The following is a 23,632-nucleotide window of genomic DNA, read 5'->3' as shown; positions in this document are numbered from 1 at the left end:
ACAAGGCCGCTCCTACAGGCAGCGCGCACATGCCTGGTACGAAACCTGCCTTGCACCCTGTGCGACAAAACAACCATCTCATTAGGAAGAGAGAGAACAATAACGATGAATGCCGCACTGAAAACCTTCGCCCCCAGCGCACTCGCCCTGCTGCTGGTGCTGCCAACCACCGTCTCGGCCAAAGAAGCCGAAACCCAGCAGAAGCTGGCCAACGTGGTCATTCTCGCCACCGGCGGCACCATTGCCGGTGCTGGCGCCAGCGCCGCCAACAGCGCCACCTACCAGGCCGCCAAGGTGGGCGTCGACAAGCTGATCGCCGGCGTACCGGAACTGGCCGACCTGGCCAACGTACGCGGCGAGCAGGTCATGCAGATCGCCTCTGAGAGCATCTCCAACGACGACCTGCTCAAGTTGGGCAAACGCGTTGCCGAACTTGCCGAAAGCAAGGACGTGGACGGTATCGTCATCACCCACGGCACCGACACCCTGGAAGAAACCGCCTACTTCCTCAACCTGGTGGAAAAGACCGACAAGCCGATCGTGGTCGTCGGTTCGATGCGCCCGGGCACCGCCATGTCCGCCGACGGCATGCTCAACCTGTATAACGCCGTGGCCGTGGCCAGCGACAAGCAGTCGCGCGGCAAGGGCGTGCTGGTGACCATGAATGACGAGATCCAGTCCGGCCGCGATGTGAGCAAGGCGCTCAACATCAAGACCGAAGCCTTCAAGAGCGCCTGGGGCCCGATGGGCATGGTGGTGGAAGGCAAGTCCTACTGGTTCCGCCTGCCGGCCAAGCGCCACACGGTCAACTCCGAGTTCGACATCAAGCAGATCAGCAGCCTGCCGCAGGTGGACATCGCCTATGGCTATGGCAACGTCACCGACACCGCCTACAAGGCGTTGGCGCAGAATGGTGCCAAGGCACTGATCCATGCCGGTACCGGCAACGGTTCGGTGTCGTCGCGGGTAGTGCCGGCGCTGCAGGAACTGCGCAAGAACGGCGTGCAGATCATTCGCTCGTCGCATGTCAACCAAGGTGGTTTCGTGCTGCGCAACGCCGAACAGCCGGATGATAAGAACGACTGGGTCGTGGCCCATGATCTGAACCCGCAAAAGGCGCGGATCCTGGCGATGGTGGCGATGACCAAGACCCAGGACAGCAAGGAGCTGCAGCGGATCTTCTGGGAGTACTGATCACTAGTACCCCCTGAAATGCAAACAGCCCCGCTGCGTGGGCGGGGCCGTTTGCTGTCAGCTAGCCGAATGCCTCAATGGCTGGTCGGCATCGCGAACTCCGCCCCCTTGGCAATCGCCTGCGGCCAGCGCTGCATGATGCTCTTCTGCTTGGTGTAGAAGCGCACCCCTTCCTCACCGTAGGCATGCATGTCACCGAACAGGCTCTTCTTCCAGCCACCAAAGCCATGCCAGGCCATCGGCACCGGGATAGGCACGTTGATACCGACCATGCCCACCTGGATGCGTCGGCCGAACTCGCGGGCGATGTGGCCGTCGCGGGTGTACAGGCTCACGCCATTGCCAAACTCGTGGGCGTTGATCAGGTCGACCGCTTCGGCAAAGTCCTTCACCCGCAGGCAGGCCAGTACCGGGCCGAAGATCTCTTCCTTGTAGATGCGCATGTCCGGGGTGACGTTGTCGAACAGCGTGCCGCCCAGCCAGAAACCGTCACCACAACCTTCGCCAGCCGCCTGGCCGTTGAAGTTGCGGCCATCGACCAGCAGCTTCGCGCCCTCCTTCACGCCTTGCTCGATGTAGCCGGTGATGCGCTCCAGCGCCGCGCGGGTGACGATCGGGCCCATCTCGGCTTCGAGGTTGGTACCGTTCAGCACTTTCAGCTCGCGGGTACGCTCGATCAGCTTGGGCATGACCTTCTCGGCAGTATCGTCACCGACAAACACCGCCACGCTGATCGCCATGCAACGCTCGCCAGCCGAGCCATAGGCGGCACCGATCAGCGCATCGACCACCTGGTCGATGTCGGCGTCGGGCATCACCACCAGGTGGTTCTTAGCCCCGCCCAGCGCCTGCACGCGCTTGCCGTGGCGGGCACCGGTTTCGTAGATGTGGTTGGCGATCGGCGTGGAGCCGACGAACGACACCGCCTGCACATCCGGGTGCTCGATCAGCGCGTTGACCGCGTCCTTGTCACCCTGCACCACGTTGAACACGCCGTCCGGCAGGCCGGCCTGCTTCAGCAGCTCGGCGATGAACAGGCTCGGGCTCGGGTCCAGCGGGCTGGGCTTGAGCACGAAGGTGTTGCCGGTGGCCAGGGCGACCGGGAACATCCACATCGGCACCATCACCGGGAAGTTGAACGGGGTGATGCCGGTGACCACGCCCAGCGGCTGGCGCAGGGTCCAGTTGTCGATGTTGGTGCTGACCTGGTCGGTGAAGTCGGTTTTCAGCAGCTGCGGCGCGCCGCAGGCGAACTCGACGATCTCGATGCCGCGCATCACCTCGCCCTGGGCATCGGTGAACACCTTGCCGTGCTCGGCGGTGATCATGCGGGCCAGGTCGTCGCGGTGCTCGTTGAGCAACGCCAGGAACTTGTTCAGCACCCGCGAACGGCGCAGTGGCGAGAGGTTGCTCCAGGCCGGGAAAGCGGCCTTGGCCGACGCGACGGCGGCGTCCACGTCCTTTTGTGCAGACAGCTGCACCTGGCCGGTGACCACGCCGGTGGCCGGGTTGTAGACCGGCAGTTGCTGGCCGCTGGTGGTCTCGGCCTGAGCGCCGGAGATCCAGTTCATGATGGTTTGGGTCATTGTGGTTATCCGAAAATGGTTGATGGATGCGCCGGCCATGTGGGAGCGGGTTCACCCGCGAAGAAGGCAACTCGGTGCATGGCACCGGCTGCGCCGGTGTTCGCGGCTGAAGCCGCTCCCACAAGGATCGAGGCAGGCTTCCAGCTCTGGCGCAAATCAGTAGATGGCATAGACCTTGCGCACGGTTTCCAGCACGTCCCAGCGGCCGGTCCAGCCTGGCGGCAGGATGATCAGGTCGCCGCCGGTCACTTCCACCACCTCCCGGGTGCTGTCGTCGGTGAGCAGCGCCTTGCCGGAGATGATGTAGGTGAACTCGGTGTCAGGGCGGTCGACCACCGGCCAGCCGCCGGGCTGGCATTCCCATACGCCGAGGTTGCCGACCGCTTCCGGGGCCTGCTTGCTGATGGCGATCTGAGGGTCCCCCTTGTCGGCGCCGGCACGCTGACCGGCAGGGTTCAGTGGCAGTGCCTTGATGTCGGCGTGCTTGATGATGGTGAACGAAGGCATGGGGTTTCTCCTTGTCAATGGGCGCCGGTGAGCTTTTCCAGCAGCATCGCGGTACGTGAAGGTTTGTGGGTGTAGCGCTCTTCCAGATCACTGAGCGACGCGGCAGCCAGGCCGCTGTTGATGCCGAACCAGCGCAGCGGTTCTGGCTCCCAGGATGGCGAGCGGTGGTTGACCAGGGGCAGCGTGTTGATGTCTTCATCACGCTCGAGAATCAGGTTGCGCAGAATGCGCCCGGCCAGGTTGCTGGTGGCCACGCCGTCACCGACGTAGTTGCCGGCCCAGGCCATGCGCTGGTTGCGGTCGATACTGACGGTCGGGCACCAGTCGCGGGAAACACCCAGCGCGCCACCCCAGCGGTGGGTGATGCGGGCGTCGCGCAGGGCCGGGAAGAATTCGAGCAGGGTGTCGTGGATCTTGCCGTGGATACTGTCCACCAGGTCGGCCTGCTCAGGCATGCTCGAGCCCCATTTGTAGGGCGCGCCCCGGCCACCGAACACCAGCCGGCCTTCGGCGGTGACCTGGCCGTATACGCGCAGGTGGCGCATGTCGTTGAACGCCAGGCGGTGGTCGAGGTTGAGCCGGGCCAGCAGCTCACGTGGCAACGGCTCGGTGGCCAGCACCAGCGAATACAGCGGGATGACGAAACGCGACTTGCCCGGCTGCTGCGAGGTGAATGCCTCGGTGGCCCGCACGGTCATGCCGGCACGTACCGAACCATGTTCGGTGTGCACCACGCCCGGGGCCATCTGGGTGACCGCCGACTGCTCGTAGATTGTCGCGCCCAGGCTTTCGACCAGCTTGGCCAGGCCACGCACCAGCTTGCCGGGGTGGATGAGCGCGCAGTGTTCGGTGTAGAGGCCGCCAAGGGTGCCTTGGGCGCCGGTCCGGGCCTGGGCTTCGGCTGCCTCCAGCACTCGCCACTGGTCAGGCAGCCCGAAGCGCGCCGAGGCCTCCACGGCCGCACGCGCCCGCGCCATCTGCGGGGCGCTGCGGGCCAGGGAGAGGAAGCCCTGTTTGGCATAGTCGGCATCGACCCCTTCCAGCGCCAGCACCCGGCCGATCTCGTCGACCGTTGCATTCATCGCAGCCTGCAGGTGCAAGGCCGCATGGTGGGAATACAGTTGCTCCACCCGATGCAGGGAAATTGGGAAGATCGCCGAGGCCCAACCGCCGTTGCGGCCCGAGGCGCCGAAGCCGACGGCGTTCTTTTCCAGCAGCACCACGCGCAGCGACGGGTCGCTCTTGAGCAGGTAGTAGGCGGTCCACAACCCCGTGTACCCGGCACCGACGATCACCACATCGGCATCGGCCACGCCGTCCAGCCGGGCCCGTGGCGCGCTCGGGGCAAACCATAGCGGTTTGTTGGGTAACAGGGACAAATCGGATTTCGCTGACATGCTGGTGGCTTCCCGTTGGCGTTTGCGACTGGTGTAGAGGGCTTCGTCTTGTCAGTAGTGACCAGTGCGTGTTGGCCTGAGGTTATGCGGGGTTGGCGGGGGGGTGGTATCGACCATTTTCAATAGACGGAGCCATCAGTCATACAAATGTATGAACGATCATCAGCATTTGCAGTTGTGCAGTACCTGTGGGAGCGGGCATGCCCGCGAAGCATGCGACGCGGTGTATGGCACCGGCTTCGCCGGTGTTCGCGGGCATGCCCGCTCCCACAGGGTCTCCCGCATCAGAACCCTACGATGAGAAGCCTGTGGAATACCCTGGATAACGCTGCGCACGGATCGGCCCAGGCTTGAGCACAGTTTTCCCCTGACAAGCTGTTGCGAAATTACTTACAGTGAAATACTGTATGTGCATACAGCAAAAAACAAGGAAACACTTGTGTCCAGCACCGCCTCCGCCACCCCGAGCAGCTATGAACAACTGGGTATGCGCATCCAGAAGATCATCAACAGCCCCACTGCCCAGCGCAGCCGCGCGGCGCTGATCTTTCGCCTGGAACAGGAAGCCCCGGAAGACTGGGAAACCCTGCTCGAGGAAATCGCCGAAAACGATAACGTCACCCTCGCCCACCGCGACGATGGCGGTGTGCAGATTTTCTGGACCGTACCGAAGGAAGACTGACTGCGTATTCAACCTCAGGCCAACGCCTGCAGGTAGGCGCTGGCTTCGCGGTAACGCGCCAGCCGCGCCAGGTCGGTGGGGCCTGGGCAGGGGATGCGCGAAAGGTCGCTGTTGTCGGCCAGGTCGGCCAGCTTGACGGTGCGCGCCAGCGGGTCACCGCCCAGGCGCACCACGAAGTCCTGGTAGGCCTCGCCCTCACGGCGGCTGAGCGCCAGCAAGGCGGCAAGGATTTTCAGCGCGAAACCCTCGCGCGCCAGGTCGGACAGGGTCAGCGGGGTGTCTTCGATCACATCATGAAGCACCGCGACAATCCGTTGTTCGGTTGTGGAAACCCGCATCATCACGCGTAGCGGGTGGAGGATATAAGCAGCCCCACCCTTGTCGTATTGCCCTTCATGCGCCCTGGCGGCCACGGCAATGGCCCGCTCCAGTGTAGACATGAGGCCCTCCCCGTTCGGCTTCTTCCTGCCAAGCATAGCCAAAACTGTGCGGACAATGTCTAGCGCGCGTGTGACTGTGCCGCGCCGAACTTGCACAAGCGGACTTGTGGAAGCCGTGTGGGAGCGGCCTTGTGTCGCGAAAGGGCCGCATAGCGGCCCCGGCAATCTGTGCAGGGTTCAAGATTCTGGGGCCGCTACGCAGCCCTTTCGCGACACAAGGCCGCTCCCACAAAAGGCCGCGCCTGCAGAAACCGGGTTCAGCGCGCTGCGCCGTGCTGGATCACCACCGAATCGGTACCCAGCTTGGCCATCACCTCGGCCTTGCGTGCTTCGGCTTCCTCACGGCTGGGGAACGGCCCCATCAGCACCACCGGCTTGCCGTCGCGGTACTCCACCGAGGACGGGATGCCCTTTTCGATCAGGCGCGCGGTCATGTCGCTGAGCGCGCCCATGTTGGCGCCCTGGATCACTTCCACATCCCAGCCTTGCGGGGCCGGCTGGCCAGCCAGGGCTTCGGCGCGACGTTGCAGCTCGGCGCCGCCACACATCTCGCGGATGCGCAGGTTGTTGCCGCTGTCGTCGACGATGATTTCGTATTGGCCATCGCGCTTGATCGCCACGTAGCTGCGGTAGGCTTCGTACTGCCCGGCATCATCCTTGCCGCGGACCTGGCCGCAGATGGTGCCCTGGGTGTCGATCCGCACGTTGCCGAACTTGGCGGTCTTGGGGTTGTGCAGGTGTTCGGCCACCTGTTTGTGCACGCCTTCGACTTCGTTCTCACAGCCCGCCAGGGCGAGCACTGCCATTACCACAGCCAGTTTGCGCACGCGTGTACCTCCAGATTCGAAGGCGCGGATTCTAGCACGCCCTCCCCGGGCAAGGACCGCGACCATACGTTACACCGTGCGACCACTGGCCATGCAGCTCAGGCAGTCATGACGGCAGCAGATCCAAGGTCCGTTCGAGCTCATCGAGGTCGATGCGGAAGCCGCTGCCATCAGGTATCCCGACCACAAAACCGAAATGCTGCTGATCGCGATCAGTCAGGTACTTGTAGAAGCAGACAAAGCGATCAGGTGGCTGTAGCGTCAGTACCGAAGCGCCGGGCGACAGCACATTCATACCGTGGATGAGCTGGCTGCCTTCGACGCCCACCACTACCCTCGCCCCGGCACAGGTTTCCACGATGGTTGCCAGGTCGCACTTCAAAGGGGCAAGGATGCGAAAGCCGCGATGTTTTTGCAGATGTTCGGCAATCTGTAGTTCGTTGCGCAGCAGGCGCGGATCCCCATCACCGCCCCGCAAGATGAAAACCCCCGGGTGGGACTGGTAATTTACCCGCGACAACAACTTCTGGCCCATGGCGCGGTATCGCTCGGACTGGTTTGTGTTGTGGCTGAAGTCATCGAACAGCACCAACTCTCGAAAAAAGGCCGTGTGCAGCCGAAACGGATGCATGCCAAGCCATTCTTCGTACTGCGCAGCCTGGGAAAAAAGGGGGAACCTGCCCGAGGGCGCCGTGGTGACCGGCACGCCTTCGTTACGGGCCAAAGCATATGTGACGCAATCCTCGGCCAGCCACGTTCCAAACCAGCGGTTGCCGTAACGTGAACAATAAGCGGCCCCACGCTCGACCTCTTGCTCCACGACGATTCGCGGCAACCCATTGGGCCGGTCAGACAGCCAGAAGCTGGCATTGTTCTTGTAGAGGGCGCCATCGATCAGAATGACGTCCTTGATCAGATAGCCCTTGGTAGGGGCCTGTGCGACGCTGCCCAGCCCCTCCATGGTCCGCCGCGGATGCTCGAAAGGAAAGAAACGTTTCGCTTCCCAGCCGGTCACCCGCTCCAACTGATTCGGCAGAAAGAAAGCGGGAGGCGCTGGGGTGACCTCGGCCGGGGCGATATCCCAGGTCCTGACCGCAAGGTTCTTCAGGTTCTCCGACGGCTTTCGTACCAGCCGCTTTCTTGCGAGGTACTTGTATGCGGCCAAGCTCCAGCTTTTATGGTCGGATCCCTTCGTGTCTATACCCGAAATGTCGTTCATCATGCAGCGCTCTCATTGAAAGGCTATCTTTCACGCTCAGTTGCACACTACTTTTTCCAGAATGGGAGGGGACTGGAAGTGAGCATATCGATCGCGCAAGTTCTCCAGCAGCAGTTCGCCAGGCGCTTTCGCACAGTAAATGTATATCTTGAATAATCCACCGAAGACCATTTCACGATAGCGGTCGACAACTTCCTCGTCACTTGCCCCATCCGGCAAACCCAGATGCAGTGTGAGCCTGCTGTTCTCGACGGCAAATAAAGGGAATTCCCAGAGAAACTTGGCGATACCGGTCTTCGGCAGCCGGACGAACATATAAGCCTGGTTGCCCAAGGTATCCACATCACCGCCGCGCCGGCGCTTCCATTTCAAAAGCCCATCGTCCGGACGTGCCAGACATTGGCCGATATCGTAATAATCGAAACCCTGCTCGATGGCCCATTCCAGGGCCATGAAGGTAGTGATCGAGTTGACCTCGCGCAGTCGTTTTGGGTCGTTGAAGACGGCCTCCGGGTAGCCAAAGCGAAGCGTGCTCCAATAGCGCTTGCCGGCCCGGGTTATTACACAACCGAAATGACAGGCTACAACCTCGTCGCCTTTCATCACGAGGTCGAGCCGGCCAACGGTCTTGGCGATGCGCAACACGTCCTGGGAATCGAACTGTTTGGCATACAGGCCATGCCGCGCCTGGGCATAAGGCTGCAACATTTCCCGGTCGGCCTTGCCAATCTCCTCATCCGTCAGCACCTGCTGCATGCGGTACAGCGGCCGACACTTGCGGATGTTGCGGCGCAGTTCACCGTCGTAGCGGGCGATGATCTCTTCCAGCGGACGCCCCAGGGGGATGATGGCACTCAGATAATGGGGCACGTACAGGGCACCTGCACTGGGCATCTCGCTGATCAACACCCTATGGGACGCGGCGCCAGGCTGTTGCGTGCCATCGCCGGATTTGATGTCGGCCTCGGGTTTACCGCCGATGAGCAGCTTGGCCATTTCCTTGCGGCTCTTTCGACCCACATATAAGACTTCGTAGTCGTTACTTGTCTGCAGCCGAAATCTGGTAATTTCCCAGCGCCACAAACACGCGCGCCCCATTATATCCTGAGCCCAAGTCAAGAACTTTCTTATTTCGAAGCGCATCGACGGCGTTATGAGCTTTCGTATGTGCTTTCTCATTTCATGCCCTTGAAGCTTATCCAGTTAACAAGTAATAAGCGCTGCCAAATGAACACCCAATAACCTTTGGCACTTAAACGCTTCAGGCTGCCAGATACCAAAAGATTAAAGATCTGCGAAAAAGATCTGTCAAGACACGCTTAATCATTGATTATTCAATGATTAGCCAGTGGAAACTGTATGTTTTATGGCGCCATTTTTTCTACTTGTGGATATGGCGAAAGATAACAACGGCATACCGGACCGTGCGGTCTCAGGGGCCGCCTGCTGCAGCCTCCCCTCCCAGGCGCTGGAACCTTTCGCGGCCCATGTGTCTACCGACCACACGCTCACCTGCCTGCGCCTTCACGGCCCAATCAGGTGAACAGGCTGGTTATCATTTCACCGAAAAAGACGCCGATCAGCAGGGCAGGCAGTACTACAACCTCGCGCTTCAGGTCCAGCAGACCCAGTTTGCGATTGACAGGAAAAATCAGGAAAAGCGTGAAGAAGGTATGCAGCGCCACACCCCAGATGGCATAGCTCACGCCACCGATGGCCATGAGGACCGGCAGCAGGATAAACAGCGAAACGACCCGGATGATGTTGTCCATCGCCACGTATTTGGTCAGCCCCAGGGCCAACCAGAGCTGGTGTGCCAGCGTGAAGCGCAAGGTGAAAAGAGAGAGCGAGAGAATGGCCATGGTATTGCCGGCGCCGGCATAACGGTCGTCGTACAGCCAACTGATCAACAGCGGGCTGGCAGTCAGCAAAAAACCGCAAGCGAACAGCGAGGTCAGGTCGAACAGCACCCTGGAACGGTAGTAAAGGCTGCGCACCCGCTCTTTGTCGCCACTTCTCGTTGCCTCACTGAAGGCCGGCAAGGCGACTGCCCCCGCCAGCCGCAGCAGGACCGACTGAATCGCCCCGAGGATGGCGACAGCGATGGAATAGACCCCTAGTTCCGCGACCGACATACTTCCGCCGAACCAGATCCGGTCACCCTGCATCGCCAGCACCCCTACGGAGGATGACAACAAGATCCAGCGTCCGTAATCGAACACCTCGCGCAGCGCGGCGGGGTCCCATCGCAGGCGGTTGCGCGGCCCCTGGAAGACCAGGTGACTGAGTACGGTGAAAACCAGTGTGCTCAGCAGCCCCGCCGCCACCAATGACCAGATGGAGCGGGTGAGATAGCCTGCCACGAGCATCACTATCAAACCGACAAACTGTGCAATCAGTTCGGCGATCACCACCTTCTTCTGCTGGAAGACACGAATGGCCACATCGACCTTGGGCGACTGGAAGCCATAGATGATCGCGGTGAACCCAGACAAAGCCAGCACCATCGGTAGCTCTGGAGCGGCGTAGGTGGAATGGGCCGGCCACAGTTCGATGTACTGCGTGAATTTTGCCCCAAGGGCCAATAGCAACGTCAGAAGGAACAGCACAAACCCACGGATGACTTGCACCGTCCACACGGTATCGAGAAACAGCGGTTCGTCGCCGCGCGAGCTCTGAATGACGTTCGGCCGCAGCCCAACATCGGAAAGCAGTTGCAGCACCACTGAAACAGTGGTTGCAATGGCCATCACGCCGAACATTTCCGGCACGAGCAAGCGGGTGATCACCAGATTGCCGCCCAGTCGCATGACCTGGGAAGCAAAGACAGCGAGGAGGTTCAACGCACTGGCCAACATGGCCCGTTTGCGCAGGCTCAACGGAAGCGACACATCAATCGAAGGCATAGCCGCATCTCTGACCCCATCGCTAGAGACTCACTATAGTCGCAATTCGCTATGCGGCTTTCCGACGAGACTGTAGCGCGTGAAATCGCCCTTCGTTGGGCACGACAAAAACAAAAGGGCGACCCCTTGGGGTCGCCCTTTTGATGCCCGGAAACCGGGACTTTCGTTTGGTAGGCACAATTGGACTCGAACCAACGACCCCCACCATGTCAAGGTGGTGCTCTAACCAACTGAGCTATGTGCCTGTCGTGTGGTGCGCATATTAGTGATCGAATGCGTACCTGTAAAGCGTTTTTTTGAGAAAAATCAAAAACTTTCGAGTTTTCTACACATGGGGCCGCCTAGCCGAAGCACGGCATTGGTCGGATGGGCTGCGCACCAGCCCCTGGCCGCATAAAATCACAATGAAAAAAGGGGTGACCCTTTCGGATCACCCCTTCTTCGATTTGGTAGGCACAATTGGACTCGAACCAACGACCCCCACCATGTCAAGGTGGTGCTCTAACCAACTGAGCTATGTGCCTGTCGTGTGGTGCGCATTCTACCCATTCCAAAAACCCTGTCAACATTTTTTTTCGCGCTAACCTACTGAATCTTAAACTCTTTATAGAAAGGCGCGCTGACGGGGACCGAGTAAAGGATTTTCAACGGACGACTAGCGGGTGTTTATTATTATTGATAGCATCGGTACATTCGTTAAAAATATAAAACACGAGGTTCCTGCAGCATGGCTAACACCCCCTACCCCCAGTCCTACTACGCCGCCTCGGCCAACCCGGTGCCGCCACGTCCGGCGCTGCAGGGTGAGGTGGAAACCGATGTGTGCATCATCGGCGCCGGCTACACCGGCCTGTCCAGCGCCCTGTTCCTGCTGGAGAACGGCTTCAAGGTGAGCATCGTCGAAGCGGCCAAGGTCGGCTTCGGCGCATCGGGCCGCAACGGTGGCCAGATCGTCAACAGCTACAGCCGCGACATCGACGTCATCGAACGCACCGTTGGCCCCAAGCAGGCCCAGCTGCTGGGCCAGATGGCCTTCGAAGGCGGGCGCATCATTCGTGAGCGCGTGGCCAAGTACAACATCCAGTGCGACCTGAAGGACGGTGGCGTGTTCGCTGCCCTCACCAGCAAGCAGATGGGTCACCTGGAGTCGCAAAAGCGCCTGTGGGAACGCTTCGGTCACAACCAGCTGGAGCTGATGGACCAGAAGCGCATCCGCGAAGTGGTCGCCTGCGACAACTATGTGGGCGGCATGCTGGACATGAGCGGCGGCCACATCCACCCGCTGAACCTGGCCCTGGGCGAAGCCGCCGCGGTCGAGTCGCTGGGCGGCATCATCTATGAACAAACCCCGGCCGTACGCATCGAGCGTGGCGCCAACCCGGTGGTGCATACTCCGCAGGGCAAGGTCCGCGCCAAGTTCATCATCGTCGCCGGCAACGCCTATCTGGGCAACCTGGTGCCGGAACTGGCCAGCAAGTCCATGCCATGCGGCACCCAGGTGATCACCACCGAGCCGCTGGGCGACGAACTGGCGCGCACCCTGCTGCCGCAGGACTACTGCGTCGAGGACTGCAACTACCTGCTCGACTACTACCGCCTGACCAGCGACAAGCGCTTGATCTTCGGTGGTGGCGTGGTGTACGGCGCGCGTGACCCGGCCAACATCGAGGCGATCATCCGTCCGAAGATGCTCAAGGCCTTCCCGCAGCTGCAGAACGTGAAGATCGACTACGCCTGGACCGGCAACTTCCTGCTGACCCTGTCGCGCCTGCCGCAGGTTGGCCGTATCGGCGACAACATCTACTACTCCCAGGGCTGCTCGGGTCACGGCGTGACCTACACCCACCTGGCGGGCAAGGTGCTGGCCGAGGCCATGCGTGGCCAGGCCGAGCGCTTCGACGCCTTCGCCGGCCTGCCGCACTACCCGTTCCCGGGTGGCCAGATGCTGCGTGTGCCGTTCAGCGCCATTGGTGCCTGGTACTACAGCCTGCGCGATCGCCTGGGCTTCTGATGTAGGCAGGGCTGGCCTCTTCGCGGGTAAACCCGCTCCCACAGGGATATCACTGGACCTGAGGGCAGCGGGTTTCCTGTGGGAGGTGCTGGCCGAGGCCGTGCGTGGCCAGGCCGAGCGCTTCGACGCCTTCGCCGGCCTGCCGCACTATCCGTTCCCGGGTGGCCAGATGCTGCGCGTGCCGTTCAGCGCCATTGGTGCCTGGTACTACAGCCTGCGCGATCGCCTGTGCTTCTGATGTAGGCAGGGCTGGCCTCTTCGCGGGTAAACCCGCTCCCACAGGGATATCACTGGACCTGAGGGCAGCGGGTTTCCTGTGGGAGGTGCTGGCCGAGGCCGTGCGTGGCCAGGCCGAGCGCTTCGACGCCTTCGCCGGCCTGCCGCACTATCCGTTCCCGGGTGGCCAGATGCTGCGCGTGCCGTTCAGCGCCATTGGTGCCTGGTACTACAGCCTGCGCGATCGCCTGGGCTTCTGATGTAGGCAGGGCTGGCCTCTTCGCGGGTAAACCCGCTCCCACAGGGATATCACTGGACCTGAGGGCAGCGGGTTTCCTGTGGGAGCGGGTTCACCCGCGAAAGGGCCGGTACAGACAAAGCTATTTGTTCAGGCTACTCACGGCCTGCTTCGCCGCAATCTCCTGCCCCGCCCGCGCCAGTTCATCCGCAGCCTGCAACCAGCGCTGGCGGTCCACCTGGGCCGGCAGCTGCCGCGGTGGCTGCACCAGCACCGCCCAGCTCCCAAGCTTCGCCCACGCCGAGGCAAAGTCATCGAACGCCATCAGCTGCCGCCGGTGCATGCCTGAACGCAACAGCACCCGCTGCTTGTAGCGGTCGTAGCCGATCAGCACGGCATAGCGTGGCTCGCTCCACCAGGCCGAACCATCCTCGTAACGCAGCAGCACCGGGTTGCCCGCCGCCACCTGGGTCAACAGCGCGTCCAGCTGCTTGTCCAGCGGATACACCACCATGCCGTAGTCGCGCGCCACCCGGGGGATGCTGGTGTCCAGCGCCTCGGCGCCCTGGGGCAGGTTCAGCGGCTTGTCCAGCAGCCCCGGCGTGATCGGAGCCCCCTGTTGCGACAGCACCGCCGCCAATGCCATGGCCCCGCTGTGGTTGGCGTTGCCACGGTAGAACGGCACGCTGCTGATCTCGACCCGCTGCGGCAGGCCCTTGAGGTTGGCGGAGGGTGCGCTGGCACAACCGGCCAGGCTGGCCGCTACCAGGCAGGCCGCCAGCAGGCGACGAGGGATGGTCTTGAAGGAAGGTTGCTGCATGGACACTCGCTTGCTCCAACGCCGGGCAGGCAGCGCTCGGCTCTGGCCACCGATCATAGGTCGGACAGCGGCGCGGGTATAGTCCGACACCGGTTAGGAGCAAATCGGACCAAGCAATAGACCTTTGGTCAATGGAACGTCACAGGCGAGAGACTAGACTAAAGCAGTGTCTGGAAGGCCAGCGTCGGCGACCGAGCGCGGCCCGTAGAGATGGAGGCACAGATGAGCCTGACCATGGCAATCCTCATGCTGGTGGGCATGTGGCTGAGCGTTGCAGCCGCCATGCTATGGGGTGTACTGCGTATCGTGCGGCGTCATTCCCACCACCACCTGCCACCGCAGGCCCCCGCCAAGCCACAGCCTGTGCGCCGGGCGCGCCGGCATGCCGGGGTGCACTGACTACAGATTTTCCCTACCCCCATTCGCGGGCTTGCCCGCTCCCACAGGGACCGCGTAGCTATCCGGCTGACGCGGCACCTGTGGGAGCGGGCAAGCCCGCGAACGGGGCGCAAGCGCCCCGCCTTTTCACATCAACCTTCAGCCGCTTCGCGCTTCAACCGCGCCCGACGGGCCAGGATGTTGAGGATCTCGATCGCCGTCGAGAAGGCCATGGCCGCGTACACATAACCCTTCGGTACATGGGCGCCGAAACCTTCGGCGATCAGCGTCATGCCGATCATGATCAGGAAGCCCAGGGCCAGCATCACCACGGTCGGGTTGTCGTTGATGAAGTTGGCCAACGGGTCGGCGGCCACCATCATGACGATCACGGCAGTGATAACGGCAATGATCATGATCGGCAGGTGCTCGGTCATGCCCACGGCGGTGATGATGCTGTCGACCGAGAAGACGATGTCCAGCAACAGGATCTGGAAGATCGCCGCGGCAAAGCCCAGGGTAACCGTCGACGACACCTTGGCTTCTTCCTTGGCCCCGTGCGGGTCGACGTTCTCGTGGATTTCCTTGGTCGCCTTCCACAGCAGGAACAGGCCACCGGCAATCAGGATCACGTCCTTCCAGGAGAAGGCATTGCCGAACACTTCGAACACCGGGTCGGTCAGCTGGACGATCCAGGCCACCGTGCTGAGCAAGGCCAGGCGCATGACCAAGGCCATGCTGATACCGATACGGCGCGCCTTGGAGCGGTACTCCACCGGCAGCTTGTTGGTCAGGATGGAGATGAAGATCAGGTTGTCGATGCCCAGCACGACTTCCATGGCCACCAGCGTAGCCAGGGCAACCCAGGCGGTAGGGCTAGCGACGAGTTCCAGCAAGTATTCCATTGTTCAAATCCTGCAGCAGCGGTTGGGGGTCAGATTTCCTGGGTGTCTTCTTTCTTGTCGGCGTCCTTGGGCTTGTGCCCTTCGCTGCCGATGGCCTCGCTCAACGCCTGCTGGGCGGCCTTGTTGGTGTCGTCGATGGCCTGCTTGGCCGACTGTGCGGCCTGGTCGAGCATCTGCTGGGCGGATTTCTCGGCCTGCTCGCAACCGGCCAGGGTGAACAGGGCCAAGGCCAGCACCAGCGGCGTGCCGATGGATTTTAGTTGCAGCATGGGTTCCTCGCTTTTCATGTTCCGGCGGCGCACACGGCGCCTGATGGAGTCGCATTCTAAAGAGCGCAACACATCCGGAAAATTCGTATTTTCAGCGGTTATACTTCGGTTTTTACGAATCCGGAACGATACCGATGCTCAACTATCGGCAGTTGCACTACTTCTGGGCCGTGGCCAAGACCGGCAGCATCGCCCGCGCCAGCGAACAGTTGAACCTGACCCCGCAAACCATCAGCGGGCAGATCAGCCTGTTCGAACAGACCTACGGCCTGGAGCTGTTCCAGCGCGTGGGGCGCCAGCTGGAACTGACCGAAACCGGGCGCCAGACGCTGATCTATGCCGAGCAGATGTTCCAGCTGGGTAACGAGCTGGAGGCCATGCTGCGGGCCGGCCCGCAGGAGCAGATCCTGTTCCGCGTGGGCGTGGCGGACGTGGTGCCCAAGTCCATCGTCTACCGCCTGCTGGCACCGACCATGGAGCTGGACGACGTGCTGCGTATCAACTGCCGCGAGGACAAGCTCGAACGGCTGCTGGCCGACCTGGCGATCCAGCGCCTGGACCTGGTGATTTCCGACAGCCCCATGCCCAGCCACCTGGACATCAAGGGTTATAGCCAGAAACTGGGCGAGTGTGGGTTGAGCTTCTTCGCCACCCCGGCGCTGGCACAACGCCTGGAAGGCCCCTTCCCCGCCTGCCTGCAGGATGCGCCATTGCTTATCCCCGGGCCGGAAACCGTGGTACGCAGCCGCCTGCTGCGCTGGCTGGGTGAACAGCAGGTGCAGCCACGGATCGTGGGCGAGTTCGATGACAGTGCCTTGATGCAGGCGTTCGGGCAGTCGGGCAGCGGCATCTTCGTCGCGCCCAGCGTGATCGCCGAGGAAGTGTGCCGCCAGTACGGCGTGGAGCTGATCGGGCAGACCGAGGCGGTGCACGAGTCGTTCTATGCCATTTCGGTGGAGCGCAAGGTCAAGCACCCGGGGATCGTGGCGATTACCGAGGGGGCGCGACGAGAGTTGTTTCATTGGTAGCAGGCAGATTTGACGCCTCCCGCGTTTCAATGGTCATATGCCCGCCAGTTTCAGGTGCCCTGCGCCGCCGCGCGCAGGGTGAAACGGGAAGCCGGTGCGTCGTGTTGCCCACGACAAGTCCGGCGCTGCCCCCGCAACGGTAAGCGAGCGAACCCTTCGAGATACCACTGTGCACATGCATGGGAAGGTGAAGGTTTCATGCCCCTCGCAAGCCCGGAGACCGGCCTGGAGCTTCACTTGGCAACCCGCGGTGGGCGGGCGCAGGCCGGTATCCGCGCGCGCGCCTGCGTGCACGGTGCGCCTTTGCGTGTTTTCCACCGGGATCCATTCATTCCTGCAGTAGTGGAACGACATGTCCCGTATCTTAAAGCTTCACCCCCTGGCGGCCTGCCTGGCCGTATCCCTGCCGGCCCTGGCCGATGACCTCGACCGACAGCCACTGGCCCTGCCCTCCACGGCCATCACCGACACCCAAGGCAGCCACGCCATCGACCTGGCCACCCCGACCCAGGCGGGCTCGCGCCTGGGCCTCAGCGCCCTTGAGACACCGGCCAGCACCAGCAGCATCAGCGCCGAGCAGATCCAGCAGCGCAACAACCTCACCGTGCAGGACGCGGTGACCCGCTCACCGGGCATCAGCTACATCGGCTCCCCGGGCGACGGCGGTACGGGCCTGTCCGCCCGCGGCTTTACCGGGCACAACTCGGTGATGACCTTGTTCGACAGCGCACGCCTGTACACCGGTGCCGGCACCCAGACGTTCCCGGTCGACCCGTGGATGGTCGAGCGCATCGATGTGATTCGCGGCCCGGCCTCGGTGCTGTATGGCGAAGGGGCCACCGGTGCGGTGGTCAACGTGATCCCGAAAAAGCCGTTTGCCGGCGAGGTACGCAACCACCTGCGCCTGGGCTACGGTTCGTGGGACCGCCAGCAGCTCGGCCTGGACAGCGGCGGCAGCCTCGGCGAGCGCCTGAGCTACCGCCTGGCCCTGAACCAGCAAACCGGTAACGGCTGGGTCGACCGCACCCCGTCACGCAGCCTGGCGCTGAGCGCCGCGCTGCGCTTCGATGCCAGCGACGACCTCAGCTTCACCCTCGCCCACGACCGCGGCGATGCGCAACCTGCCAACTACTACGGCACCCCGCTGATCGACGGCCACTACCGCAGCAGCCTGCGCAAGAAGAACTACAACGTGCAGGACGATGTGCAGCACTACGTCGATGAATGGACCCGCCTGAACACCGACTGGACGTTGAGCGACCACCTCAGCGCCAGCAACCAGCTGTACTACATCAAGAGCCGCCGTCACTGGCGCAATGCCGAGGAGTACAGCTGGGATGCCGGGCGCCAGCAGCTGCTGCGCGGCAGCTACCTGCAGATCAAGCACAACCAGGAACAGTTCGGCGATCGCCAGGCCTTCACCCTCGACCACACGCTGTTTGGCCTGGCCAGCAAGACCGTGGTCGGCGCCGAGTACAACAAAGTCCGCTTCAACGTCGACAGCAACGCGCCCTACAACGATGTGGGCGGTGACTACGTCGACCCGTGGCAGCCACAACCGGGTTGGTTCCACAGCGCCTCGCCGCTGCGCCCGCAAACGCTCTCTATCACCCACACCTTTGCCCTGTTCGCCGAAAACCGCCTGCAGTTGAGCGATCGCCTGTCCCTGGTCACCGGTGTGCGCCGCGACCAGAACCACATCGTCCAGGAGAAACTGACCACCGACAGCCGCAGCGACCGCAGCCTGCAAGGGGGCAACTGGCGTGCCGGGCTGGTGTTTGCGGTCAGCGACGACCTGTCGCTGTATGGCCAGTACTCCACCAGCGAGGACGGGGTCGACAACCTCATCAGCCTCAGCGCCAACCAGATGCACTACGACCTGACCGAGGCCAGGCAGACCGAGGTGGGCCTGAAGCAGCGCTTCTGGGAGGGGCGTGGCGAATGGACATTGGCGGCCTACCACATCGTCAAGAAGAAGCTGCTGGTGGATGACCCGTTCACCCACGAGAAGCAGCAGGCTGGCCAGCAGACGTCCGACGGCCTGGAGGCAACCCTGGAACTGGCGCTTGCGCATCAGTGGCAGGTGTCGGCCAACGCGGCGATCGTGCGCGCCAGGTATGACGACTTCGACGAAATGGTCGGCGGCGTGGCGCAGGACCGTGCGGGCAATCGCCCGGCCAATGTCCCGCGGCGTACCGCCAACCTGTGGCTGAGCAAAGGCTTCGGCCAGCGGCTGGAGGCCGGCATTGGCGCGCGCTATGTGGACGAACGATATGCCAATACCGCCAACACCCAGAGCGCCCCCGGCTACACCGTGGTCGATGCCGACATCGGCTGGCAGGTGTTGCCGGATGTGCGGCTGGGGTTGCAGTTGAACAACCTGTTCGACCGTGAGTATGTGCAGTCGGCGTTCAGTGGCCAGCAGTGGCTGATGGGAATGCCACGGTCGTACTTTGCGACGGTGGATTACAGCTTCTGACCTGAACTGCCTGCACCGGCCTCTTCGCGGGTAAACCCGCTCCCACAGGGATATCACAGAATTCGAATACGGTGAGGTACCTGTGGGAGCGGGTTTACCCGCGAAGAGGCCGGCACAGGTAGCACAAAAACATCTACCGCCCCGTCACACTTTAGTTATAAGATAACGTTTCAGTTGACATCCATTCCTATCAGCGACCTCCCATGACAAGCGCCAGCGCCACCCCCACCCTGGTCACCCAGCGCCTGCAGAGCATCGATGCCCTGCGCGGCCTGGTGATCCTGTTCATGCTCCTGGACCATGTCCGCGAAACCTTCTTCCTGCACCGCCAGGTCAGCGACCCGATGGCTATCGATACCACTGAGCCTTCGCTGTTCTTCAGCCGCACCCTGGCCCACCTGTGCGCGCCGGTGTTCGTCATGCTGACCGGCCTGTCGGCCTGGCTGTACGGGGAGAAACACCAGGGCCGCGGCGATGTCTCGGCGTTCCTGTTCAAGCGCGGGCTGTTCCTGGTGGTGCTGGAATTCACCCTGGTCAACTTCGCCTGGACTTTCCAGCTGCCACCCAGCGTCATCTACCTGCAGGTGATCTGGGCCATCGGCGTGAGCATGATCGCCCTGTCGCTGCTGGTCTGGCTGCCACGTGCCGCCCTGATCACCCTGGGCGCAATCATCATCGCCGGCCACAACCTGCTCGACGGCCTGCACTTCGGCGCCGAATCCGCCCTGCATGTGCCATGGGCGATCCTGCATGACCGGGGTTGGCTGGAGTTCTCCGAAAGCCTGCGCCTGCGCACCTCCTACCCGGTGCTGCCGTGGATCGGTGTCATCGCCCTGGGCTACGGCCTGGGCCCGTGGTTCGCCCTTGGCAGCGAGGCCGGTCAACGCCAGCATCGCCTGCTGCTGGCCGGGCTGATCGCGCTGCTGGGCTTTGTCGTGTTGCGCCTGGTCAACGGCTACGGCGAGGCGCCGTGGAGCGCTTACCCAACCGTCACGCAAACCCTGATGAGTTTCTTCAACATCACCAAGTACCCGCCCTCGCTGCTGTTCCTGGCCCTGACCCTGGGCTGTGGCCTGCTGTTGCTGCGCGCCTTCGAACGCGCCGGCCAGGCCCGCTGGATCAGTGCCCTGGCGGTGTTCGGCGCGGCACCGATGTTCTTCTACCTGCTGCACCTGTATGTGCTGAAGCTGCTGTACCTGGCCAGCGTGGCGCTGTTCGGCCGCAACCATGGCGACTACTTCGGCTTCGACGGCATCGCCGCGGTGTGGCTGGGGGCAGTGCTGCTGGCGGTTTCGCTGTACCTGCCGGTGCGCTGGTTCGCCCGCCTGAAGGCGCGGCGGCGCGACATCACCTGGCTGAAGTACTTCTGAAAAGCGTTTTCACCCGGCGGCACGATGGTCTACCATGCCGGCCGCCGGTTTCCACCACGGAATCAATAGGGAATCCCAGGCCCGCCAATTCGGGCCAAACGGAACTGCCCCCGCAACTGTAGGTGCCGAGCCTGCTCCATCGATGCCACTGGGCCACGAACCCGGGAAGGCCGGAGCCAGGCCATGACGCACCAGTCAGGAGACCTGCCGGCCTACATTCACCAACCGGCGGGGTGTCCGGGATTGGCCATCAGTGTTGCCCCTGCCGCCAGCGGGGGCTCGGCGATGCCTGTCCGTGCGTTCCTCACCCGAACTGTCCGATAGGAGATCGCCCAGCATGCTGCCCCGTTTTGCCACCCTGCTCGCCGGCCTCGGCCTCACCGGCCTGGCCCAGGCTGCTGCCACCCACTACCCGCTGACGGTCGACAACTGCGGCAAGCCGCAAACCTTCGCCCAGGCGCCGCAACGCACGGTCACCATTGGCCAGGCCGGTACCGAGATGCTCTACGCGCTGGGGCTGGGCGACAAACTGGCGGCCACCTCGCTGTGGTTCAACAACGTGCTGCCCGAGTACCAGGTGCAGAACGCCAAGGTGCCGCGCCTGGCCGACAACGAGCCCAGCTTCGAGGCGGTAGTGGGCAAGCGCCCGCAACTGGTGACGGTGCAGTTCGAATGGATGGTCGGTGCCCAGGGCGTGGTCGGCACCCGCGAGCAGTTCGATGAACTGGGCATCCCCACCTACCTGCTGCCGTCGGACTGCGAAGGCAAGGACAACCTGGTGGGCGCCGATGGCACCCGCCTGCAGGCGTTCCAGGTCGACACTATCTACAAGAGCGTCAGCCAGCTGGCGGCAATCTTCAATGTGCAGGACCGTGGCACGGCCCTGAATGCCGAACTCAAAGGCCGATTGGACAGTGCCAAGGCGCAACTGGCCGACAAGGACCTGGCCGCCACCTCGGCGCTGTTCTGGTTCTCCAGCGCCGACTTGCACATCGACCCCTACGTGGCAGGCCGCCAGGGGGTTGCCGACTTCATGCTGCGCACCCTTGGCGTGCGCAACGTGGTCGAGTCCAGCGAAGAATGGCCGACCGTAGGCTGGGAAACCCTGGCCAAGGCCAACCCCACCTGGCTGATCATTGCCCGCATGGACCGCCGCCGCTACCCCGCCGACGACTACCAGAAGAAGCTGGCATTCCTGCGTAGCGACCCGGTAACGCGCAACATGGACGCGGTGAAGCACGATCGCATCATTATCCTCGACGCCGACGCCATGCAGGCCGGCATTCGCTTGTTCAGCGGCCTGCAGACACTGGCCACCGCCTTCGCCAGCGGCAAAGCAGCCCAGTGATGATGCGCCTGTTACCCTGCATCGCCGTTGCCCTGGCCGCCCTGTTGGCGGCCCTGCTGGCCGGCACCGCCATCGGCGAAACCAACCTGTCGCCCGGCGTGGTCGGCCAGGTGCTGGCCAACCACCTGTGGCAGGCCGGCTACCCGGTCGACCCGATCGACGCCGGCATCGTCTGGAACTACCGCCTGCCCCGCACCCTGGTTGCTGCGGCCTGCGGCGCCGGCCTGGCCACCTGCGGCGTGATCCTCCAGGCACTGTTGCGCAACCCGTTGGCCGAGCCTTACCTGCTGGGGCTGTCTGCCGGCGCCTCGACCGGTGCGGTGCTGGTGGGCCTGCTGGGCTTCGGCAGCCTGGCGCTGAGCATGTCCGGCGGTGCCTTCATCGGCGCCCTGGCAGCGTTCGCCCTGGTACTGTTGCTGGCTCGGGCAGCCGGCCCCAGCAGCAACAATGCCCAGGTGATCCTTGCCGGGATCGCCGGCTCGCAACTGTTCAACGCCCTTACCGCCTTCCTCATCACCATGTCGGCCACCGCCGAGCAGGCGCGCGGCATCCTGTTCTGGCTTTTGGGCAACCTCAGTGGCGTACGTTGGCCTTCGGTATGGCTGGCCGTGCCAGTTGTACTGTTCGGGCTGTTGGTGTGCCTGTGGCATCGCCGTGCCTTGGATGCCTTCACCTTCGGTGCCGACTCGGCGGCATCGCTGGGCATCCCGGTGCGGCGTACCCAGTTGCTGCTGATCAGCTGCGCGGCGCTGGTGACCGCCGTGATGGTGTCCATCGTCGGTGCCATCGGTTTTGTCGGGCTGGTGATCCCCCATGCCCTGCGCCTGCTGCTCGGCCCCGGGCACAGCCGCCTGCTGCCCGCCAGCGCACTGGGTGGGGCACTGTTCCTGATTGCCGCCGACATTCTCTCGCGCACCTTGATCCCGGGCCAGGTGATCCCCGTTGGCGTGGTCACCGCGCTGCTCGGCGCACCGGTCTTCGCGCTGATCCTGGTCAGCCGCCGGGGGCGCCCATGACGGTCATGACGGCGCTACAGATGGCCCCCTTGAGTTGCCAGAACCTGGGGCTGCAACTGGCCGGCAATACCGTGCTCAGTGATATCGAACTGAGCGTTGTCGCCGGTGAAACCCTGGGCATCGTCGGCCCCAACGGCTCCGGCAAATCCTCGCTGCTGAAGGTGCTGGCCGGGCTGCGCAAGCCAGGCAGCGGCAGCGTGCAACTGCTGGGCGAACCGCTGGCACGGTTGCCCCGACGCCGTGTCGCCCAGGCCTTGGCGCTGGTCGAACAGCAGGCCGACACCCTCGATGCGATCAGCGTGTTCGATGCCGTTGCCCTGGGCCGCACCCCCTGGCTGTCGGCGCTGGCGCCGTTCTCCAGGGAGGACCGTACGATCGTCGAGCAGGCCCTGGCCGACCTCGACGCCCTGCACCTGCGCACACGCCTGTGGGGGTCGTTGTCCGGTGGCGAGCGCCAGCGCGTGCACATCGCCCGTGCCCTGGCACAACGGCCGCAGGTGCTGCTGCTGGACGAGCCGACCAACCACCTGGATATCCAGCACCAGCTGAGCCTGTTGCAACAGGTGCAGGCCCTGCCGGTGACCACCCTGGTGGCCTTGCACGACCTCAATCAGGCGCTCACCTGCGACCGCGTCGCGGTGCTCGACAAGGGCCGCCTGGTCGCCCTCGGCAAACCGCTCGAGGTGCTTACACCCGAGCGCCTGCTGAACACCTTCGGCGTGCACGCCCATTACCTCATCGACCCCTTCGACGGCGCGCACATCCTGCGTTTTCGCGCCCCCTGAACAGGAAGTTC

General features: G+C 63.1%; 21 protein-coding genes, 2 tRNA genes, 2 pseudogenes and 2 riboswitches. Of the genes and pseudogenes, 12 read left to right on the top strand and 13 right to left on the bottom strand.

Annotation, left to right across the window (positions count from 1 at the left end; genetic code table 11):
• Window positions 1-105: 105 nt before the first annotated feature.
• Window positions 106-1,194: an asparaginase gene (locus tag CAG46_RS15370; protein WP_085619073.1), complete on the top strand. Its 1,089-nt coding sequence runs from the start codon at window positions 106-108 to the stop codon at window positions 1,192-1,194.
• Window positions 1,195-1,268: 74 nt separating this feature from the next.
• Here the strand turns inward: CAG46_RS15370 and CAG46_RS15365 are convergent, their stop codons facing one another.
• From CAG46_RS15365 to CAG46_RS15355, 3 genes are all read right to left on the bottom strand, one after another.
• The gene (locus tag CAG46_RS15365) at window positions 1,269-2,780 is read right to left on the bottom strand and encodes a CoA-acylating methylmalonate-semialdehyde dehydrogenase (RefSeq protein WP_075044730.1); all 1,512 of its coding nucleotides are present in this window, start codon (window positions 2,778-2,780) and stop codon (window positions 1,269-1,271) included.
• Between the two features lie 156 nt (window positions 2,781-2,936).
• The gene (locus CAG46_RS15360) at window positions 2,937-3,287 is read right to left on the bottom strand and encodes a cupin domain-containing protein (protein WP_025338531.1); all 351 of its coding nucleotides are present in this window, start codon (window positions 3,285-3,287) and stop codon (window positions 2,937-2,939) included.
• Window positions 3,288-3,301: 14 nt separating this feature from the next.
• Window positions 3,302-4,684 carry an FAD-binding oxidoreductase gene (locus tag CAG46_RS15355; RefSeq protein ID WP_085619075.1) on the bottom strand — a complete coding sequence of 461 codons (1,383 nt, stop codon included), beginning with the start codon at window positions 4,682-4,684 and terminating at the stop codon, window positions 3,302-3,304.
• Between the two features lie 439 nt (window positions 4,685-5,123).
• Here CAG46_RS15355 and CAG46_RS15345 point away from each other — a divergent pair, with 439 nt between their 5' ends.
• Window positions 5,124-5,366: a DUF1654 domain-containing protein gene (locus tag CAG46_RS15345; RefSeq protein ID WP_075044724.1), complete on the top strand. Its 243-nt coding sequence runs from the start codon at window positions 5,124-5,126 to the stop codon at window positions 5,364-5,366.
• A gap of 14 nt (window positions 5,367-5,380) precedes the next feature.
• Here the strand turns inward: CAG46_RS15345 and CAG46_RS15340 are convergent, their stop codons facing one another.
• The 7 genes from CAG46_RS15340 to CAG46_RS15310 form a co-directional block, all read right to left on the bottom strand.
• Window positions 5,381-5,806 (bottom strand): HD domain-containing protein, encoded by a 426-nt coding sequence (locus CAG46_RS15340; protein WP_003260953.1) that lies wholly within the window; start codon window positions 5,804-5,806, stop codon window positions 5,381-5,383.
• A 257-nt stretch (window positions 5,807-6,063) separates the two neighbouring features.
• Window positions 6,064-6,633: an SPOR domain-containing protein gene (locus tag CAG46_RS15335; RefSeq protein ID WP_025338525.1), complete on the bottom strand. Its 570-nt coding sequence runs from the start codon at window positions 6,631-6,633 to the stop codon at window positions 6,064-6,066.
• 106 nt (window positions 6,634-6,739) lie between these two features.
• Window positions 6,740-7,855, bottom strand: coding sequence for a glycosyltransferase 61 family protein (locus tag CAG46_RS15330; protein WP_085619079.1), 1,116 nt, complete (start codon window positions 7,853-7,855; stop codon window positions 6,740-6,742).
• 33 nt (window positions 7,856-7,888) lie between these two features.
• Window positions 7,889-9,031: a hypothetical protein gene (locus CAG46_RS15325; RefSeq protein WP_085619081.1), complete on the bottom strand. Its 1,143-nt coding sequence runs from the start codon at window positions 9,029-9,031 to the stop codon at window positions 7,889-7,891.
• A gap of 356 nt (window positions 9,032-9,387) precedes the next feature.
• Window positions 9,388-10,758 (bottom strand): oligosaccharide flippase family protein, encoded by a 1,371-nt coding sequence (locus tag CAG46_RS15320; protein ID WP_085619083.1) that lies wholly within the window; start codon window positions 10,756-10,758, stop codon window positions 9,388-9,390.
• A gap of 168 nt (window positions 10,759-10,926) precedes the next feature.
• Window positions 10,927-11,003 (bottom strand) — tRNA-Val (locus CAG46_RS15315).
• A 202-nt stretch (window positions 11,004-11,205) separates the two neighbouring features.
• A tRNA-Val gene (locus tag CAG46_RS15310) sits at window positions 11,206-11,282 on the bottom strand.
• Window positions 11,283-11,485: 203 nt separating this feature from the next.
• Between CAG46_RS15310 and CAG46_RS15305 the strand changes: the two genes are divergently transcribed.
• The 3 genes and pseudogenes from CAG46_RS15305 to CAG46_RS28235 all read left to right on the top strand — a co-directional run.
• On the top strand, window positions 11,486-12,769 hold the full coding sequence (locus tag CAG46_RS15305) for an FAD-binding oxidoreductase (protein ID WP_025338521.1): 1,284 nt from the start codon (window positions 11,486-11,488) through the stop codon (window positions 12,767-12,769).
• Window positions 12,770-12,872: 103 nt separating this feature from the next.
• Window positions 12,873-13,007 (top strand): annotated as a pseudogene (locus tag CAG46_RS28240) (gamma-glutamylputrescine oxidoreductase); the annotation flags it as partial.
• Between the two features lie 82 nt (window positions 13,008-13,089).
• Window positions 13,090-13,245: pseudogene (locus CAG46_RS28235) on the top strand (gamma-glutamylputrescine oxidoreductase); the annotation flags it as partial.
• A gap of 120 nt (window positions 13,246-13,365) precedes the next feature.
• On the opposite strand, the gene CAG46_RS15300 reads toward CAG46_RS28235, so the two are convergent.
• A complete protein-coding gene (locus CAG46_RS15300) occupies window positions 13,366-14,100 on the bottom strand; it encodes a peptidase C39 family protein (RefSeq protein WP_085619087.1) in 735 nt (244 codons plus the stop codon).
• Between the two features lie 165 nt (window positions 14,101-14,265).
• Between CAG46_RS15300 and CAG46_RS28920 the strand changes: the two genes are divergently transcribed.
• Entirely contained in the window at window positions 14,266-14,442 is a 177-nt protein-coding gene (locus tag CAG46_RS28920; RefSeq protein WP_167506588.1) for a hypothetical protein, read from the top strand.
• Window positions 14,443-14,573: 131 nt separating this feature from the next.
• Here the strand turns inward: CAG46_RS28920 and CAG46_RS15295 are convergent, their stop codons facing one another.
• Together CAG46_RS15295 and CAG46_RS15290 are read right to left on the bottom strand one after the other, a co-directional pair.
• Window positions 14,574-15,326, bottom strand: coding sequence for a TerC family protein (locus CAG46_RS15295; protein WP_003260907.1), 753 nt, complete (start codon window positions 15,324-15,326; stop codon window positions 14,574-14,576).
• Between the two features lie 29 nt (window positions 15,327-15,355).
• A complete protein-coding gene (locus CAG46_RS15290) occupies window positions 15,356-15,595 on the bottom strand; it encodes a hypothetical protein (protein ID WP_025338519.1) in 240 nt (79 codons plus the stop codon).
• Window positions 15,596-15,729: 134 nt separating this feature from the next.
• Between CAG46_RS15290 and nhaR the strand changes: the two genes are divergently transcribed.
• The 6 genes from nhaR (at window position 15,730) to CAG46_RS15260 (ending at window position 23,621) form a co-directional block, all read left to right on the top strand.
• Window positions 15,730-16,623 carry a transcriptional activator NhaR gene (nhaR, locus tag CAG46_RS15285; protein ID WP_085619089.1) on the top strand — a complete coding sequence of 298 codons (894 nt, stop codon included), beginning with the start codon at window positions 15,730-15,732 and terminating at the stop codon, window positions 16,621-16,623.
• A 35-nt stretch (window positions 16,624-16,658) separates the two neighbouring features.
• Window positions 16,659-16,867: riboswitch (cobalamin riboswitch) on the top strand.
• 108 nt (window positions 16,868-16,975) lie between these two features.
• On the top strand, window positions 16,976-19,102 hold the full coding sequence (locus tag CAG46_RS15280) for a TonB-dependent siderophore receptor (RefSeq protein ID WP_085619091.1): 2,127 nt from the start codon (window positions 16,976-16,978) through the stop codon (window positions 19,100-19,102).
• Between the two features lie 203 nt (window positions 19,103-19,305).
• Window positions 19,306-20,472, top strand: coding sequence for a DUF1624 domain-containing protein (locus tag CAG46_RS15275; protein ID WP_085619093.1), 1,167 nt, complete (start codon window positions 19,306-19,308; stop codon window positions 20,470-20,472).
• Window positions 20,473-20,500: 28 nt separating this feature from the next.
• Window positions 20,501-20,699: riboswitch (cobalamin riboswitch) on the top strand.
• Between the two features lie 110 nt (window positions 20,700-20,809).
• Window positions 20,810-21,820: an ABC transporter substrate-binding protein gene (locus CAG46_RS15270; protein ID WP_085619095.1), complete on the top strand. Its 1,011-nt coding sequence runs from the start codon at window positions 20,810-20,812 to the stop codon at window positions 21,818-21,820.
• Window positions 21,820-22,836 carry an iron ABC transporter permease gene (locus tag CAG46_RS15265; protein ID WP_085619097.1) on the top strand — a complete coding sequence of 339 codons (1,017 nt, stop codon included), beginning with the start codon at window positions 21,820-21,822 and terminating at the stop codon, window positions 22,834-22,836. The genes CAG46_RS15270 and CAG46_RS15265 overlap by 1 nt, the downstream gene beginning before the upstream one ends.
• Window positions 22,833-23,621: an ABC transporter ATP-binding protein gene (locus CAG46_RS15260; protein WP_085619099.1), complete on the top strand. Its 789-nt coding sequence runs from the start codon at window positions 22,833-22,835 to the stop codon at window positions 23,619-23,621. The genes CAG46_RS15265 and CAG46_RS15260 overlap by 4 nt, the downstream gene beginning before the upstream one ends.
• Window positions 23,622-23,632 lie beyond the last annotated feature (11 nt).

Origin of the sequence: Pseudomonas sp. B23(2017), assembly GCF_002113725.1 — a bacterium.
Lineage (GTDB): Bacteria > Pseudomonadota > Gammaproteobacteria > Pseudomonadales > Pseudomonadaceae > Aquipseudomonas > Aquipseudomonas putida_Z.
This window is presented reverse-complemented; position numbering and strand designations above follow the sequence as displayed.

Coding starts and splice junctions, on each gene's coding strand:
- CAG46_RS15370 (WP_085619073.1), top strand. CDS start 106: ATGAATGCCGCACTGAAAACCTTCGCCCCCAGCGCACTCGCCCTGCTG.
- CAG46_RS15300 (WP_085619087.1), bottom strand. CDS start 14,100: ATGATCGGTGGCCAGAGCCGAGCGCTGCCTGCCCGGCGTTGGAGCAAG.
- CAG46_RS15340 (WP_003260953.1), bottom strand. CDS start 5,806: ATGTCTACACTGGAGCGGGCCATTGCCGTGGCCGCCAGGGCGCATGAA.
- CAG46_RS15360 (WP_025338531.1), bottom strand. CDS start 3,287: ATGCCTTCGTTCACCATCATCAAGCACGCCGACATCAAGGCACTGCCA.
- CAG46_RS15355 (WP_085619075.1), bottom strand. CDS start 4,684: ATGTCAGCGAAATCCGATTTGTCCCTGTTACCCAACAAACCGCTATGG.
- CAG46_RS15320 (WP_085619083.1), bottom strand. CDS start 10,758: ATGCCTTCGATTGATGTGTCGCTTCCGTTGAGCCTGCGCAAACGGGCC.
- CAG46_RS15280 (WP_085619091.1), top strand. CDS start 16,976: ATGTCCCGTATCTTAAAGCTTCACCCCCTGGCGGCCTGCCTGGCCGTA.
- CAG46_RS15330 (WP_085619079.1), bottom strand. CDS start 7,855: ATGATGAACGACATTTCGGGTATAGACACGAAGGGATCCGACCATAAA.
- CAG46_RS15365 (WP_075044730.1), bottom strand. CDS start 2,780: ATGACCCAAACCATCATGAACTGGATCTCCGGCGCTCAGGCCGAGACC.
- CAG46_RS15305 (WP_025338521.1), top strand. CDS start 11,486: ATGGCTAACACCCCCTACCCCCAGTCCTACTACGCCGCCTCGGCCAAC.
- CAG46_RS15295 (WP_003260907.1), bottom strand. CDS start 15,326: ATGGAATACTTGCTGGAACTCGTCGCTAGCCCTACCGCCTGGGTTGCC.
- CAG46_RS15265 (WP_085619097.1), top strand. CDS start 21,820: ATGATGCGCCTGTTACCCTGCATCGCCGTTGCCCTGGCCGCCCTGTTG.
- CAG46_RS15325 (WP_085619081.1), bottom strand. CDS start 9,031: ATGAGAAAGCACATACGAAAGCTCATAACGCCGTCGATGCGCTTCGAA.
- CAG46_RS15290 (WP_025338519.1), bottom strand. CDS start 15,595: ATGCTGCAACTAAAATCCATCGGCACGCCGCTGGTGCTGGCCTTGGCC.
- nhaR (WP_085619089.1), top strand. CDS start 15,730: ATGCTCAACTATCGGCAGTTGCACTACTTCTGGGCCGTGGCCAAGACC.
- CAG46_RS15275 (WP_085619093.1), top strand. CDS start 19,306: ATGACAAGCGCCAGCGCCACCCCCACCCTGGTCACCCAGCGCCTGCAG.
- CAG46_RS28920 (WP_167506588.1), top strand. CDS start 14,266: ATGAGCCTGACCATGGCAATCCTCATGCTGGTGGGCATGTGGCTGAGC.
- CAG46_RS15270 (WP_085619095.1), top strand. CDS start 20,810: ATGCTGCCCCGTTTTGCCACCCTGCTCGCCGGCCTCGGCCTCACCGGC.
- CAG46_RS15260 (WP_085619099.1), top strand. CDS start 22,833: ATGACGGTCATGACGGCGCTACAGATGGCCCCCTTGAGTTGCCAGAAC.